This is a genomic window from Acidicapsa ligni (assembly GCF_025685655.1).
Lineage (GTDB): Bacteria > Acidobacteriota > Terriglobia > Terriglobales > Acidobacteriaceae > Acidicapsa > Acidicapsa ligni.
Genome location: NZ_JAGSYG010000001.1, coordinates 471637 through 488526 on the forward strand (window position 1 = coordinate 471637; position 16890 = coordinate 488526).

Genomic DNA, 16890 nt, shown 5'->3' on the forward strand with positions numbered 1-16890 from the left:
TGACAGACAGAACTGCAAGGGCAACTACAACTACAACTGCAACTGCTATGTCAGGTGCCAGTGGAGGATTGGCAGGAGGCTGCTGTAGTCGTCGGTCCAGAGGCGGAGGTTGGGAATGGTGGGGATCTTGTGGGATTGGAAGGATATTTCTGGTTGGGCCAAGAAGGCTTCGTTGCTGGTGACTAATACCCAGGTGGAGCTGAAGGCGCCGCGGTCTTCGTCCGGGGGAGAGTGGATTACGCGGGCCTGCATGTTGGCTGATTGTGCGAGCAGTGCTACCTCTGGGGCGAGGCTTAGATATTGATTCGATACATGGAAGGCTACTACTCCGCCGGGGGCCAGGTGGTGCTTGTAGAGGGCCATTGCTTCGCGGGTGATGAGGTGCAGCGGGATGGCGTCGCCGGAGAAGGCATCGACGGCAATTACGTCGTAGTTCTGCGGTGGCTGGTTGGTTAGAGAGATGCGGGCGTCGCCCTCAATGATGTTGATCTTTGCCTGCGAGTCGCGGATGTAGGTAAAGACATTTTTCGCGATGGGCTCTACGGCGGAATTGATTTCGTAGAAGGTGATGTTGTCCTGGACTCCGTTTTGTGGCGGCTGGCCATAGGCGGCGAGAGTACCTGCGCCTAATCCGATTACTCCTACTTTTTTGGCGCGGCCGGTGCAGCAGCGGTTGAGGGTTAGTCCTATGCCCGAGTTATCTGCGTAATAGGTGGTGGGATTTTTGCGGAAGTCTTCTCCGAACCATTGGGTGCCGTGCTGGATGGTGCCGTTGAGGAAGGTGCGGACGGTGAAGGCGATGGGCGGGGTGTGGGTTTCGCGAACGCGGAGGGATCCGTAGAAATTGCGGACTTCGATGATGGAGTCGTGTTCAAAGGCGGTGTGCATCATGAGCATGACGGCGAAGAGAAGGACGGTGCCGGTGGTCCATAGAAGGCGCTGTGCCCAGCCGTCTGTCCAGGTGACGAGGAGTGCGGCGACGGCGGTGAGAAAGAAGGAGATGGCGATGTCGTAGTTGGCGTCGAAGATGAGTGGGCTGGCGATGCCGATGAAGAAGGAACCGACGACTCCGCCTGAGGCTATGAGGAGATAGAAGAGGGTTGCTTCGGAGGTGCGCCGGGGGCGGAGATTGTAGGTCTCGGCGTGCAGGAACCAGCAGGCGATGAAGGCCTCGACGAGGAAGAAGAGGATGCTGATGGTGATGGGGATGCTCATGTCGGTTTTGGTGAGCATGTATCCGAGAGCGGCGAGCATGACGATGAGCAGGCGAACGATGAGGAAGCGGCGATAGAGGCGTGGTGCGTCGAAGGCGAGGATGAAGGTGAGGAGATAGGCGGCTAGCGGGAGTATCCAAAGAAGCGGGATGGCGGCGATGTTTTGCGTGAGATGGCCGGTGACGGCGCTTAGCTGCATGGCGGCGGCCAGGGGGAGCAGGAACCAGAGGAGTTTCTGACGGGTGGTGGATGGCGGGGCTTCTTCGACGGGGGCTATTTCTGCGGGGTGCTGGGTGTTTCCCTGTCTTGAGATGAGGGCGCAGAGGATGGCTGTGAGTACGAAGGCGATGGACCATCCTATGCGCTGAAGGTTCAGCGTGAGATGGGGTTCGACGAGGGTTGGATAGAGAATGAGCGCGAGGAACGAGCCTGCGTTCGACATGGCGAAGAGGCGGAATTTTACGGAGGTGTTTTCGCGGCGGGCGAGCCAGACTTGCAGGAGCGGGCTGGTGGAGGCTAATAGCAGGAATGGCAATCCGATGCTGCCGGTGAGGACGAGGAATATGGCGCGGACGGGATGTTCTGAGGCGTTGGTCAGGTTTGGATGGGAGCCGAGCTGGAACAGGGATCTTGCTATGGCTGCGGCTAACAGAACTATATGCACTACGGGCTGGCGCTTGGCGGGGATATAGGTGGTGAGAGCGTGCGCGTAGAGGTAGCCGAGCAGGAGCATGAGTTGGAAGAAGACCAGGCAGGTCATCCAGACGGCGGAGGATCCGCCGAGGGCGGGGAGGATTTGTTTGGCGGCGATTGGTTCTATGAGGAAGAGAAGGAAAGCGGAGATGAAGACGGTGATGCTGTAGGAAATGCGGGATGAGTGCATGTTTGCCCCTGATGCTTGTGAAAAGACAAATATACAGGGTGGTGGGGGTGGAACTATAAGGGCGAGGGCAAAAGAAGAAGCAGATTCCCTTCGGGAATGACAGACAGAACTGCAAGGGCAACTACAAGGGCCACTGCCACTACAACGCAAGGGCAACTGCAACGGGCTGGGGATTTGTTGGTGCGTGAACTGCGCTTTGGTGGCGCAGTTCACGCTGTTTTTTTGTGGTTAGAAGTTTAGTTTCAGGGCGCCCTGGAGGATTCTTGGGGGAGCGGAGCTGATGGCCTGGCCGAAGGTGGAGCTGCCGATGTCTCCGTCTACTGAGCTGGGGCCGTTGAACTGGGTGTGGTTGAAGACGTTGAAGGCTTCTACGCGGAAGAGGATAGATTTGGATTCGGTGAGGGGGAGTCTTTTGGCTACGGCCATGTCGTAGTTTTGCGAGCCGGGGCCGTAGAAGAAGCGGCGTTTGGAGGTGCCGGGTGTGCCTACTTCGTTTTCGCTGAAGGCGCTGGTGCTGAAGTAGTTGTTTCCGTTGATGCGGGGGTTGTGATTGAGGTGGAGTGAGCCGCCGTTGTAGTCGGGTTCGTCGATGCTGGCGTTGTTGATGCCGTTGGGGTTGGTGCCGAGCAGCGAGTTGTCACCGTTGTTGATCATGGTGATGGGGAAGCCGCTGGCGACGTGGGTGATACCGGAGACTGTCCAACCTTTGGTGAGGCGATTGGCGGCGAAGTACTGGTCGAAGGGCAACTGATATTCATAGCTGACGACCAGGTTGTGTTTTACGTCGAAGGACGAGATGGCGTAGCTGAGAGCGGGGTTGATGGGATTGACTTCTTCGCCGATGTTGGAGGACTGGTCGAGGGTCTTGCCGTAGGTGTAGGCGGCGGAGACTTCGAGGCGTCCACTGGTGTGCCGGGCGCTGAGTTCGAGTGCGTTGTAGTTGGCGTGGCCGATGGTGGCCTGGTCGGCGTTGCTGCCGAAGGCGGGTCCGAGCGGGCCGCGGGTTCCGTTGACCTGACCGCCTGCGATGGGGAAATAGGTGGTGTCTTCGCCGCCGGGTCCGCAGGTGGTGGTGCCGGGCATGACTTGGCTGGCCTGGCTGAGGCTCAGGCAGAGGGCTGGGTTGCCGACGTTGGGTTCGATGAGAACGCGCTGGCGATGGCTGGAGTTGCCGACGTAGGTTGCGGTGAAGACTGTATTCGGACCGGCCTGGCGCTCGATGGAGAGCATCCACTCCTCGGTGTAGGGCGTTTTGTTGTGGATGTCGTAGCCGGGGATGCCCTCGATGGGGAGGAAGTTGCTCCAGTCAAAGCTGGTGTCGGGGTGGTTGCGCGAGGAGTTCAATGGGGCGAAGGTGTAGGGGAATGGCTGGCCGTTGTTAGCTCCGTCCTGGGCACCGATGAAGGGGGTTGCGAAGAGCGGTTCTTCGGGGCTGGTATAGGTGGTGCCGTAGGGGGCGTTGGCTGCGAGGACTCCGATAGAAAGCGCGTCGATGGCGGTGTAAAAGGTGCCGAAGCTGGCGCGGACGCTGGTGGCTCCAGGGCCGCCGAGGAGCCTGGCGAGATGGCTGCCTGCGTCGGCTTGCGGAGACCAGGCCAAGCCTACGCGCGGGGCGAAGCTGCGATTGCCGATGGGCGCGAGGGTGTTGGGGATTCCGGGGTCGCCGGGGTAGAGGATGCCTGCGGGTGCTCCGGGAAAGACTACGGATTGGGCACCGGCGACGAAGGTGGAGATCTGGTTGTATTTTTCGGACCAGGGTGCGATGCGGTCCCAGCGGAGGCCGTAGTTGAGGGTGAGATTGGGGAGTGCGCGCCAGCTATCCTGTGCGAAGAAGCCTACATATTTATTGCGTGCGTAGAAGGGATTGAGCTGGCTCTGGTTGTACTGGCTGGGGACACCGATGAGGAAGTCGGCAAAGTCGACGCCGGTTTCCTGCCCGGTGAAGACGAAGCTGCCGTTGAACTGGGCGATGGGGTTGGCGTTGATCTGGTCGGCGTGAAACTCTCCACCGAACTTGAGGGTGTGGCTGCCGAGAACCCGGGTGTAGGCGTCCGTGACCTGATAGGTGTTGTTGGCCTGGATGAGCTGGTTGGCTGCTGCTCCGGTGGAGTAGCCGTTGAAGTTGAGGTTTTCGACTCCTTCGCCTGCAGGGTTGAGGGGGACGATGCTGCCGGTGCCGTCTGCGTTGACGAATCCCTGGGAGATGAGGCTGACGCCTTTTCCGCCTACGGGCTGGCCGAGGTTGGTGAAGTTGCGGGTGTAGCTGACGTGGAGTTCATTGACGGAGGTCGGGCTGAAGCTCTTGGTGTCGGCGAGGGAGATCAGTTGGGCGCGGCCGGAGGTGAGAGCGTCGAAGCCGGGGACGCTGGCTCCGCTCTGGGCTACGGGGTAGGGATTGTCGAGGGTGAAGTCGTCAATGAAGTAATAGGCAGAGAGCAGGCCGGCGCGGGTGTTTGCATCGATACGGATGGCTCCCTTGTCATCGCGCACGGTCTGGTTGAAGGACGATGTTGCGAAACCATTGCCGGTGTTGGGCGCGGGGATGTATTGCAGCATGCGCTGGGCGGGAAGAGACCATGCGTTCTGCGGAATGATGGCATTTGGGAAGACGCAATCGGCAGAGGATGTGCAGTTTGAGGAGTAAGTCTGCCCTGGGTTGCTGGCCATCTGCTGGCCTGCGACGAAGTAATACGGTTCTCCTTGCGTGACGGCGTAACCCAATTTCGGAGAAAGTACCTGCGATGCGAGGTAAGGTCCGCTGACGGTGGTGGGGGTACTGATCTGCTGCGTGCCGGAGAGTGCCGTGGTGGTAAAAGAGGCCGCTTCATCGGAGAGATTGCCGGTACGGTCGGCGAGGGAGGGAACGCTGATGTTGCCGGTGTCGATGCCCTGGGTTTGGCGGGTGCCCTGATAGTCGACGAAGTAGAAGATTTTATCGCGATGGATGGGGCCGCCGAAGGTGCCGCCGAACTGGTTCTGGCGGAAGGCTCCGCGGGTGGGCGAGAAGTAGTTGCGGGCGTCGAGATCGGTGTTGCGGAGGAAGTCGAAGGCGCTGCCGTGGAGGCGGTTGCTGCCGGATTTGGTGATGACGCTGACTTGGCCGCCGCTGAACTCACCGACCTCGGCGTCGAAGTTGCTGGTGATGATGCGGAACTCGGCGATGGCGTCGAGATTGGGAATGATGGAGGTTCCGGCGTTTACGTCTTCTTCGGTATCGCTGCCGTTGACGGAGAAGTAGTTGGCAAATTCGCGCTGGCCGTTGACGGAGACGGTGCCGGGGTTGAGGGTTCCGGAGGGATTGAGGACGGTGGCTCCGACGTCCTGAACGGTGGTGTTGGTGATGGATGTGCCGGGGGCGACGCCTGCCTGCAGGGACAGGAGATCGGTGAAGCTGCGTCCGTTGAGGGGAACGGCGGTCATCTGGCGGCCGGTGATGACCTGGCCGAGTTGGGAACTCGTGGTCTCGACGTGGAGGGTGTTGTCTGTGACGCTCACGGTCTGGTCTACGCTACCAACGGCGAGGGTTACGTCGAGGCGGAGGGCGGCATTGGTATCCAGAACGATGGCTTTGCGCTGGTAGCTGCTGAAGCCGGGGGATTGGACTTCGAGCTGATAGCGGCCGACGGGCAGGACGGGCAGAGTGTAAGAGCCTTTGGCGTCGGTGCGAGCCTGGTAGGCGATGCCGGTGGAGGTTTCGCGGACTGCGACGGTGGCGTTGGCGACTACGTTACCGGAGGGATCTTTTACCGTGCCTGCGATGCTGCCGCCGACGAGAGCCGAGACGAAAGATGCGGTGAAAAAGAAGAGGACGGATAAGAGTTTCAGGCTTTTAGAGAGGATTCTGCTGTTCACTGACATTTCTGCATTCCAACCTTTAGATCGAATCTTGTTTTTGAGATAGGCCGCACGTAATTGGCTATATCGGACTCTTTATGTCGGAATCCGACTCATTAGGTCCGATATTAGCATTTGGGTTAAGGTGGAGCTAATGCCAATTGTCACTGAATTGTCATTTTTGAGAGTTGTGGGTGCTGGCGGGTATTATCCTTTCATTCCTTCCGCGTTACGTTCGGTGCTAACTGGAAGCAAACCACTTTTTTAAATCCGCGTTACGGAGAGATCTATTTATGGAGAGATCTGTGAGGATCATTGTTGCTGCGGCTAAGGCCGTACTTGGTGTTGCTGTGGTTTCGTTTGCCATGACGGTTGCCGCGGAGAAGCCTGCTTCGCTCAAGCTGCCTGAGCTGAAGTATGAGAAGTTCACGCTGCCGAACGGTCTCGTCGTTCTGACGCATGAGGATCATCGCCTGCCGCTGGTGGCAGTGGATCTGTGGTATCACGTGGGGCCGCTGAATGAGCGGGAGGGACGGACGGGGTTCGCGCATCTGTTTGAGCACATGATGTTTGAGGGCTCGGAGCATGTGGGCGAGAAGGCGCATATCAAGTTTGTGCAGGGCGCGGGCGCGACGGATGTGAACGGGACTACGGATTTTGATCGCACCAACTACTTCGAGACGATGCCGAGCAATCAGCTTGAGCTGGCTTTGTGGCTGGAGAGCGATCGCATGGGATTTCTGCTGGAGGGGTTGGATCGAGAGAAGCTGACCAACCAGCGGGACGTGGTGCGCAATGAACGCAGGCAGGGTGAGGGTCGTCCTTATGACCTGGCCGGCGAGAAGGTCTATCAACTGCTGTTTCCCAAGGGGCATCCGTATTACGGGAATGTGATTGGGTCACATGCGGATATCGAGGCGGCGCGGATCAATGATGTGCGCGAGTTTCACCAGCAGTTTTATACGCCGAACAATGCAAGTATCGCGATTGCGGGAGACTTTGATCCGGCGCAGTTGAAGGCATTGCTGACGAAGTATTTCGCGCCGATTCCGGCGGGGCCGAAGGTCGATGCGGTGACGAGTGAGACGACTCCGACGCCGGCGATCACGGAGCAGAAGCGGGCCACGGTTACCGATACGGTGAAGCTGGACCAGATCAATTTCGCATTTTTGGCGCCGGCGATTTACTCGCCGTCGGATGCGGCAACGGAGATTTTGAGCCACGTGCTGGGCGGTGGCGACGCGAGCAGGTTGTACCAGGCGCTGGTGAAGAACCGGCAGGTTGCGCAATCGGCTTATTGCTATGACCGGTCGATGAAGCTGACTTCGGTTTTTCAATGCTCGATTACGGCCAAGCCGGGTGTGAAGCTGGCGGATCTGGAAGCGGCGTTCTGGGCTGAGGTGGAGAAGCTGCAGAAGGATGGGCCGACGCAGGCTGAGCTGGATGCGGCGCGGACGATCAATTTGACAGATACGATCTCGGGCTTGCAGCGGCTGGGTGGTTTTGGCGGTGTGGCGGATACGCTGAACAGCTACAACCAGTACACGGGCGATCCGGGATATTTGAGCAAGGACCTGGCGAGCTACGAGGCGCTGACGATCGACAGCGTGAAGCAGGCTGCGGTCAAATCTCTGAACAAGAACCAGGCTGTGGTTGTGGAGTGCGTGCCGGGGAAGAAGGTTGTGGACGATGTGCCGCGCAGCCCTGCGGACACGGATGCGGATGCGAAGCTGACTGCTCCGTATTCAGCGGATTTTGAGACGCAGCAGAATTGGCGCAAAGAGATTCCGAAGCCGGGAGCGGCGCTTACTTTCCACTTGCCGGTGCCGGAGACTTTTGCCTTGAAGAATGGGCTGAAGGTCTACCTGATCAAGGATACGAATCTGCCGGTGCTGACGGCGACGCTGGTTTCGCGCGCGGGTGGTGAGGCGAATCCTGCGGACAAGCCAGGTATTGCGGACTTTACGGCGGCGATGCTTTCGGAGGGCACGACTACGCGCACTTCGACGCAGATTGCAGAGGCTGCGGAGGCGTTGGGAACGCAGGTTGGCGTGGGCGCTTCGATGGACGGGACGAATGCCGGAGTCACGGTGTTGACCAACCATGCGGATGCGGCGCTGGATCTGCTGGCGGATGTGGTGCAGCATCCGGCGTTTCATGCGGACGACCTGGAGCGGATTCGCAAGCAAAGGATGGTGCGCATTCAACAGGAGGCGGATTCGGTCGGTGCGATTTCGCAGCGTGTCGGTCTGAAGCTGGTGTATGGCGATCAGCCTTATGGGTTTACCAGCTCGGGCACGGTGGCCAGTGTGGAAGGTATCACCGGCGATGAGTTGAAGAAGTTCTGGGCGGGGCATTATGGGCCGGGAGATTCGGCGCTGGTGCTGGCCGGGGATGTGACGGAGAAAGAGGCTCGTGAGCTTGCTGAGAAGCATTTTGGCAAGTGGACGGGCGATGCGAAGGGTGAGGTAGGTTTGCCTCCGGCTCCGGCGGCTCCGACGTTGAAGGTGGTGCTGGTGGATAAGCCGGGATCGCCGCAGACGGCGTTGTTTGCATACGGGCTGGGCGTGTCGCGGACGAACAAGGACCTGGAGGCGATCCAGACTATGAACTACGTACTGGGCGCGAGCTTTGCCAGCCGTATCAACATGAATCTGCGCGAGGTGCATGGGTTCACATATGGAGCGCGCTCGACGTATTCGATGTACCGCGAGGGTGGACCGTTTACGGCGGGCGGACTGGTGAAGACGGATGTGACTGCTCCGGCGGCAAAGGAACTGATGCTGGAGCTGAAGCGCATCCAGACAGAGCCACCGACGGCGGTGGAGATCAAGGCGGCGAAGGATGCGAATGTGCAGTCAATTCCGGCTCAGTTTGAGACGACGAATGCGACGGCGGGGGCGATGGCTTCCCTGTTTCTCTATGACCGGCCGCTGAATTACTTTGCTATGCTGCCGGATCGCTTCCGCGCGGTGACGCCTGAGGATGTGGAGCGGGTGGCGAAGTCGGATGTGCATCCGGACCAGTTGATCGTGGTGGCGGTTGGGGATAAGTCGAAGATCGAGGCCGGGCTCAAGGAGCTGAACCTGGCTCCGATCGAGTATGTGGATGCTTCGGGCAATCCTGTGAAGTAATTGCCTGCGAAGTGATTGGACGTTGTTGCAGGAACTCGAAGGGCCGGGGAATTTTCCCCGGCCCTTTGTTTTTTAGTGGATGGTGTAGGTTGCTGTGGCGACGGCGCTGTTGGGGTGTCCTGTGGAGACTGCAATGGCCTTGATGGTTTGTGTTGCAGAGACGGTGATTGCTTTTGAGTATCGGGTAGAGCTGGTGGTGGGAGTGGATTGGTCGAGGGTGTAGTAGATAGTTGCGTTTGCCGTGGCGTCGTAGATGGAGACGGTTTTCGATGTGGAGTAAGTGCCGGATGGGATGGTGAATGTCGGTGTGGCTGTTGGGGCTTCGATGGTGTAGGTTGCTGCAGCTACGGCGCTGTTGGTGCGTCCTGTAGAGACTGCAATGGCCTTGATGGTTTGTGTTGCAGAGACGGTGATTGCTTTTGAGTATCGGGTAGAGCTGGTGGTGGGAGTGGATTGGTCGAGGGTGTAGTAGATAGTTGCGTTTGCCGTGGCGTCGTAGATGGAGACGGTTTTCGATGTGGAGTAAGTGCCGGATGGGACGGTGAATGTCGGCGTGGCTGTTGGAGTTTCGATGATGTAGGTTGCTGTAGCTACGGCGCTGTTGGTGCGTCCTGTGGAGACTGCGATGGCCTTGATGGTTTGTGTTGTAGCGACAGTGATTGCTTTTGAGTATCGGATGGAGCTGGTGGTGGGAGTGGTTTTGTCGAGGGTGTAATAGATGGCCGCGTTCGTTGTGGCGTCGTAGATGGAGACGGTTTTCGATGTGGTGTAAGTGCCGGGTGCGAGGGTGAATGTCGGCGTGAAGGTCTGCGTCGAATTTCCGATGGTGTACGTGGCTGACGCTACGGGACTGTTGGTGTGATCCGCTGCGACGGCTATGGCTTTTACTGTGACCGTTGCGGTGATTGCTATGGGGCCGGTGTAGAGATTGGACGCGTTGGAGGGCGCTGCGCCGTTGGTGGTGTAGTAGATTGTGGCGCCCGAGGTGGCGTTGGTGATGGTAAGAGATTGAGGCGTGCTGTAGGCTCCGCTTACCAGGCTGAAGATGGGAATGGAGACTGCGGGGAGTTGGATGGTTTCGGTGAGAGGGGCGCTGGCACTGGCTAGAAAGGTGCTGTTGCCGATGTAGTTGGCGAGGATGGTGTGCGGGCCGCCGGTCAGGCTGGAGGTGCTGTAGGTTGCAGCTCCGGTGTCGTCCAATGAGACTGGTTCGGTGGGTTCGCCATCGATGCTGAAGGATAAAGTTCCGGTGGGGATTGCAGCACCGGCAGAGGCAACTTTAGCCGAGAAGGTGACGGGCTTGCCTGATTGCTGTGGATTGGCGCTGGAGGTTAGCGTGGTGGTTGTGGTGGCGGGGCCGAGGGCGAGTTTGGAGACGAATGCGCTTGAAGAGCCGGTTGTCTGGAATGCTCCCGGTGTTACGGGAAAGGTATGCGAGGATGCGGTACCGGTCAGATAGGCGTTGCCCGTGGCGTCGACAGCAATGGCAGAGGCGGAGTCTCCATAGCTGCCGCCGAGATAAGTGGAATAGAGCAGCGTCGCGCCGGTTGCATCGAGTTTTGAGATAAAGGCGTTTGTGCTGGGGTTGGATGTTGCCGCGTTGTTTACAGCCTGGAATGCACCGGGAGTTACGGGGAAGTTGCCCGAGTTAGCTGCGCCGGTGACATAGGCTTCGCCGGAGGTATCCACTGCGATGGCTGTACCGGAATCACCGACACCGGCGGTTCCACTGCCGCCGAGATAGGTTGAATACAGCAGGGCTGTGCCGGTTGTGTTGAGCTTGACGACAAAGGCATTGGATGTCATCTGGCCAGCGGCGTTGTTTTGAGCTTGATAGGAGCCGGATGTTATGGGGAAATCTGTCGAATAGGTTTGTCCGACGATGTACGTGTTACCCGAGTTATCTACGGCGATACCGGAAGCGGAGTCACCGTAGCCTGCGAAGGGAAATCCGCTGCCTCCGAGATATGTCGAGTAGAGTAGCGCGGTGCCGGTTGTATTGATGGCGGATACGAAGGCGGTGGTGTTGCCTTGAGTCACTTTATTCGCTGCCTGAAGGGCGTTGGTGGTGACGGGGAAATCAAATGATGCGACTGAGCCGGTCACGAAAGCGTTGCCCGAGTTATCAATCGCGATGGCCGAAGCGGAGTCGCCTGCGCTGATGGTGCCGCTGCCGCCGAGATAGGTTGAGTAGAGTAGCGCGGTACCGGCGGGGTTGATCTTGGTGACGAAGATGCTTTCTGTGCCCTTGTTCGCGGCTTGAAAGACGCCGGGAGTTATCGGGAAGTTACCGGACAGCGTGTAGCCGGTTACGTAGGCATCTCCAGCGGGATCGACGGCGATGGCGGTGGCTGAATCGCCAGGAAAACTGCCGCCGCCGTCTCCACCGAGATAGGTTGAGTAGAGCAGCGCGGTACCGGTCGAGTTGAGCTTGGTGATGAAGGCGTTCGACTCCTCGTTACTGGCTCCGTTGTTTGCGGATTGATAAGCATTTGCGGTTACGGGGAAGTCGGTCGAATAGGTTTGCCCTGCAATGTAGGCGTTACCGGAGTTATCGACGGCGATGCCGTAGCTGAAATCTCCGAGCCCAAGAAGGCTTTGATTGGGCAGTACGCTGCCGGTGCCTCCGACATACGTGGAGTAGATGAGCGTTGTGCCGGTTGGATCGAGCTTGGTGATGAAGGCATTGGTGAGGTCGTCCGCGCTGGTGCCCTGCGGAGGTGGGGCCATGCCCTTGTTATGCGGCTGAAATACTCCGTTGGTTACGGGGAAATTCGAGGCCTGTGTCCAGCCGGTGATGTATGCGTTGCCTGCTGTGTCCACTGTGATGCCGGTGCCGGCGCTGGTGCCATCGGTGCCGCCGAGATAGGTGGAATAGGTGAGGACGGGGTCAATGATCAAGGGGCTGGCGTGATCGTATTGGCCGAGGGTGAAGCCGATGATGTTCTCTGCGAGAAGAGAGAATTGCCCTTGTACTTGTTGTCTATGACCGTTTATCTGCTGATAGATTGCTGGCTTGCGAAACGAGAGTTGTCCATTGGCGGCTGTGACCTGCAGATTGCCGTCTGCGGATACAGATAGTTTTTTTGCGCCGGAGATCTGGAATCGGATGGAGTGGGGATTGGCGTTTGGAGCGACGATGAAGTCGTATTCAAGCTGGCGCTGATTGCCGTAGTAGATGAGGTCGATGCCGGGATAGACGCTGGTGTAACGGACTTTGGAGTACGTGGGTAAGTCGGTCTGCCATTGCGTTGGGTCGTTGCCGATGAAGTAGTTCACTTTGCCGGGTAATTGAGATATGCCGGATGCGTGTGAGGAGTTACTTGCACCGAGTAACTCCATGCGGAGGCTGTCGGCTTTGCGGGTCGAAGTTGAGTGCAGGCTCCGGGGCGCGGAGACGTTTTGCTGCGTTAATTTGAGGATGGCTGCAGAGTCGGTGAGGAACAGAGAATAGCCGATTCCGCGTGAAAGGAACTTTACGTTCTTGTCGGTCTGGCCCTGGTTGGCCTCGAAGCTGAGGGGAAGGTTGCCGTAGTTTTTCGCGACTTGAATTTTATTTTTCGCGGGATCGTTTGCGGGGTGGGCTGCTGGTCCGATAGCGAGTGTGGCGGGCGGGGCCATGAGGGTGAATACAGCGAGAGCTAAAGAGAAAACAAAGGAAGAGACTAAGGAGGAAGCGCTTGTCGTCATGGAATTTCTCCTGTAGGTGTTGGTGCGATGGTCTCTGCGGGGGCGGAACGAAGGGCAATTATAGAGGCATGGGATATGCGTGTCTTAAATAAGTTTTTGAATGCGTCCGCAAGGTCGTTCCGGGGAACCTGTGCGCGGTTATCCGTAGGCGGAGAAGGGCGGGGATGGATTCCCTGCCGCTTGTCTTTAAATTTTAATATTGCGTGCTAGTCATTTGAGGAGCTTTTGTTATGCGTGAGGGTAACTCTTGGTAAGCTGTAGTTATATTTTCCGTAAAGACTCGCTGGGCATAAATCCCGGCAGTTATAAGGTGGTTTACGTGAGTTACATTATCCGTGGGCTTGAGATAAGCCGGGTTTTGAGTGTTGGAATAGCGATACTGGCGGGATTTGGATCGGTGGCGTGGGCGGCGAATTGTTCGGTGGTGAAAGAGCACGAGCCTTCGGCAGCGGAGCAGGCTTTATCGAAGGGGGACAATGATAAAGCGGTGTTGCTGTATCGCAGCGAGCTGGGATCGCACAAAAACGATGCCGAGTTAACGGCTGGACTTGTAGAAGCGCTGTTGCGGCAGGAAAAGATGCAGGACGCTTCCGATGCGGTGGAAGCGGCTCTCAAGGGAAATCACGAGGGGGCGCACGCATCGGCTGTGCTGCTGACGGCGAAGGCCGAGGTTCAGTATCGGGAGGGCATTCCATGGGACGCGGCTACGACTGCCACGGCAGCGTTTCAGGCTGATCCATGTCTGCCCAGGGCTCACTTGATATTGGGACGGATTGCACGGCTCAACTCCTACTATGCGACGGCGAAATCGAATATGGTTCTGGCCCATCGGCTGGACCCGGGGGACGTGGATATTCAGCGGGAGTGGCTGGCTACGCTGCCACGCAAACAGCGTGTTGTTGAATTACAGCAGCCGGCGAGCGAATCGGATAAGAGCACGCAGCTTGCTGTTGGGCAATCGAATACGGCGAAAGCAGGAGGGGATGCTTCGCATGGGGTATGCCGGTTGGTTTCATCGACACAGAGCACGGAGATACCGCTGGGAAAGTTGATGCAGGATGCGATGCATGTGCGCGCATACGGCCTTGATGTGAGGCTGAACGACAAGGTGGCCCGGCTGGAGATCGATACGGGAGCTCCTGGGTTGACCGTCTCGAAGCATATCGCGGATCAGGCTGGTCTGAAGCCAGTTGGGGCGGGTGGAGTGATTGGTGTCGGCGACCAGGGCAATGCTGTTTCGTACACGGCGTATGCAGACTCGATCAAGATCGGCGATATGGCGTTTCAGGATTGCATGGTGAAGGTTATTGAAGATAAGCGGCTCAGCCAGGATGGGCTGATTGGGCTGGATGTATTTTCAAACTTTTTGCTGACGTTGAACTATCCCGACCATAAGCTTGCGCTTGGCCCTTTGCCGCCGAGGCCATCGGAGGGTGCTGTGCAGCCGACGCTGGGAACGGATGGTGCGGAGGCGGATTCGTCCGCGGAGCAGGCGGGGCCGTTCGATCGATACATCGCACCTGAGATGAAGGACTACACACAAATCTATCGTGTGGGGCACGACCTGTTGTTGCCGGTCTCGCTTAACAAGTCGAAGTGGACGCTGATGATTATGGATTCGGGGGCATTTGCTACTACGATTTCTCCGGCTACGGCGCGATCGGTAACGAATGTGCATGTGAGCAGCGACTATGAGATCAAAGGCATCAACGGGAAGGTGGACAAGGTATATGCGGCGCGGGAGATTCGATTTGTCTTTGCCAAGAAGGCGGAGCTGCTGGAGGAAGTTCCTGCGTTCGATACTTCGAATATCAGCAGGAATCTGGGAGTCGAGGTTGCCGGGTTTCTAGGGGCGCGAACGCTGACCCAGATGAGCATTCATATCGATTATCGAGATGGCCTGGTGAGGATGGACTACAACCCGAACAAGCTCAAGGGAGATCAGGAGCAGATTGAGTAAGTGGCTGCGCTAGTGCGCCTGCTTCGGGCAGGAGGTTCAGGCCTGGATTGCGGAGCCAGGCCCTAAGTTGCGTCATTCGCGTCTGGAATTGCGTCGGGGGCAGATTTCAGAAAGCTGGCCAGGCCTTTTCCGGTGGCGGTGGCGGAGGCGCGGGCGAAAAATTCTGCTGCCGTTTCCGAGGCTCCGACTTTTTGCGCTACAGCTACCGCGATCCACTGATTGAGGGAGACGCCATCTTCCTTGGCAAGGCGCTGTGCGGCTTTTTTGATGGATACAGGAAGCTTGAGGGGATAGGTGGATTTGCTGGTTGAAGGACTCATGAGGAAATCTCCATCAGTGCTTGTTGCGGTGTGAGTACGGAGAGCTGAAAGCGTAAAGCTGCCGGTGCGAAGTGGCGGATATTGTGAGTTACCAGTGCATTGGCGCGACCGTTGATTGCTGCCTCCAGAACCATTTCATCCCCCGGATCGCCAACTTGTGGACGCCATTGGAAGTGAATGTCCACCGGGATGATGATCGCCGCTAACTCGGCCAGAAAGCTGTTCACCTCTTCAATGGAAAGGCCATGAGTGAGCCGTTGCTCCGGCCTGAGAAGTACATCCTCATATTCGAGGAATAATGGAGGGCTGGCGACAATTTTGAATTTTTGCTTCTGCGCCAGTAGCAGCAATGCGTTGGAGGCTCCGTGCCGGCTCCGCAGTGCGGATACGATTACCGAGGTATCTAGTACATAATGCCTTGGATTAAGCCTCACACCTGCATTTTATCATGTGACATTGTATTCGATGTCACATGGGATCGTGGCTGTCAGGGTACTTTTGCCGATCTGGTCCAGTGTGGATGGTATGGGTCGATTCGTCTCTACGCAATGGGCTATCGAGATTATTGGGGGATGGCTTTGGAATGCTGTAATGGGGATATTGAACGCCCCGTCGTCTGGGAGACGGATAAGATATTGGGATGGACGAGTTTAGCCGGGATCACTTTTCGCGAATCAGGCGGTTGCCTCCGTATGTTTTCAACATTACGGGGGAGATGAAGGTGGCTGCGCGGAGGCGCGGCGAGGACATTATCGACTTTGGGATGGGGAATCCTGATGGGGCTACGCCGAAGCATATTGTCGACAAGATGATAGAGGCTACGCTGAAGCCGGTTACGCATCGGTACTCGGTTTCTAAGGGGATTCCGCGGCTGCGGCGGGCGATTGCGAACTGGTACAAGACGCGCTATGACGTGGATCTCGATCCGATGTCGGAGACGATTGTGACCATTGGGTCGAAGGAAGGGATTGCGCATCTGTGCCTGGCGATTCTGGACTCGAACGATACGGTGGTGGTGCCGAATCCCAGTTACCCGATTCATATCTATGGGCCGGTGATTGCGGGGGCGCATGTGGTGAGTGTGCCGATTCATAATCAAGAGCAGTTTTTGGCGGAGCTGGAGAACCTGATTCCGAGGATGCAGCCGAGGCCGAAGGCGCTGATTGTCAACTTCCCTTCCAATCCGACGACGGAGTGTGTGGAGCTGCCTTTCCTGGCGCGGCTGGTGGAGATGGCGCGGGAGTTTGGGTTTTACCTGATTCACGACCTGGCTTATGCGGATATTGCGTTTGATGGATATAAGCCGCCGAGTGTGTTGCAGGTTCCTGGGGCGAAGGATGTTGCGGTTGAGTTCTTTACGCTGTCGAAGAGCTACAACATGCCGGGATGGCGGGTTGGGTTCATGGTTGGGAATCCGACGCTGGTGAATGCGTTGGGGCGGTTGAAGAGCTATTTCGATTACGGGACGTTTACGCCGATCCAAGTGGCTTCGATATTGGCGCTGGAAGGTCCGCAGGCTTGTGTGGGGGATATTTGCGAGATTTATCGCAAGCGGCGCGATGTTTTAGTCGAGGGACTGAACAAAATTGGGTGGCAGGTGGCTTTGCCGAAGGCGACGATGTTTGTGTGGGCGAGGATTCCGGAGCAGTTTCGCGGGCTGGGGTCGTTGGAGTTCAGCAAGCTGTTGTTGACCGAGGCGAAGGTTGCGGTGAGCCCGGGTATTGGGTTTGGGGAGTATGGGGATGGGCATGTCCGGTTTTCTTTGATTGAGAATGAGGAGCGGACGCGGCAGGCTTTGCGGGGGATGAAGGGGTTGTTGATGGGAAGGGTTTCGGTTTAACAGCGGATTGCCTTT

At 57.6% G+C, this 16890-nt stretch carries 8 protein-coding genes; 3 read left to right on the forward strand and 5 right to left on the reverse strand.

Features of this window, described 5'->3' with window-relative positions:
* Window positions 1-45: 45 nt before the first annotated feature.
* Entirely contained in the window at window positions 46-2097 is a 2052-nt protein-coding gene (locus tag OHL19_RS01860) for a fused MFS/spermidine synthase (RefSeq protein WP_263355881.1), read from the reverse strand.
* A gap of 228 nt (window positions 2098-2325) precedes the next feature.
* Window positions 2326-5955: a TonB-dependent receptor gene (locus OHL19_RS01865; RefSeq protein WP_263355882.1), complete on the reverse strand. Its 3630-nt coding sequence runs from the start codon at window positions 5953-5955 to the stop codon at window positions 2326-2328.
* A gap of 281 nt (window positions 5956-6236) precedes the next feature.
* Between OHL19_RS01865 and OHL19_RS01870 the strand changes: the two genes are divergently transcribed.
* Window positions 6237-9065 (forward strand): M16 family metallopeptidase, encoded by a 2829-nt coding sequence (locus tag OHL19_RS01870; RefSeq protein ID WP_263355883.1) that lies wholly within the window; start codon window positions 6237-6239, stop codon window positions 9063-9065.
* A gap of 72 nt (window positions 9066-9137) precedes the next feature.
* Here the strand turns inward: OHL19_RS01870 and OHL19_RS01875 are convergent, their stop codons facing one another.
* Window positions 9138-12755 (reverse strand): chitobiase/beta-hexosaminidase C-terminal domain-containing protein, encoded by a 3618-nt coding sequence (locus OHL19_RS01875; RefSeq protein WP_263355884.1) that lies wholly within the window; start codon window positions 12753-12755, stop codon window positions 9138-9140.
* Window positions 12756-13074: 319 nt separating this feature from the next.
* On the opposite strand from OHL19_RS01875, the gene OHL19_RS01880 reads away from it, so the two are divergent.
* Window positions 13075-14715: a retropepsin-like aspartic protease gene (locus OHL19_RS01880; protein ID WP_263355885.1), complete on the forward strand. Its 1641-nt coding sequence runs from the start codon at window positions 13075-13077 to the stop codon at window positions 14713-14715.
* A gap of 62 nt (window positions 14716-14777) precedes the next feature.
* Here OHL19_RS01880 and OHL19_RS01885 read toward each other — a convergent pair whose 3' ends face one another.
* Both OHL19_RS01885 and OHL19_RS01890 read right to left on the reverse strand, forming a co-directional pair.
* Window positions 14778-15035, reverse strand: a complete 258-nt coding sequence (locus tag OHL19_RS01885; protein ID WP_263355886.1) for a hypothetical protein — start codon at window positions 15033-15035, stop codon at window positions 14778-14780.
* Complete coding sequence (locus tag OHL19_RS01890; protein ID WP_263355887.1) at window positions 15032-15469, reverse strand: putative toxin-antitoxin system toxin component, PIN family; 438 nt, start codon at window positions 15467-15469, stop codon at window positions 15032-15034. The genes OHL19_RS01885 and OHL19_RS01890 overlap by 4 nt, the downstream gene beginning before the upstream one ends.
* 206 nt (window positions 15470-15675) lie before the next feature.
* Here OHL19_RS01890 and alaC point away from each other — a divergent pair, with 206 nt between their 5' ends.
* Window positions 15676-16875, forward strand: coding sequence for an alanine transaminase (gene alaC / locus OHL19_RS01895; protein WP_263355888.1), 1200 nt, complete (start codon window positions 15676-15678; stop codon window positions 16873-16875).
* Window positions 16876-16890 lie beyond the last annotated feature (15 nt).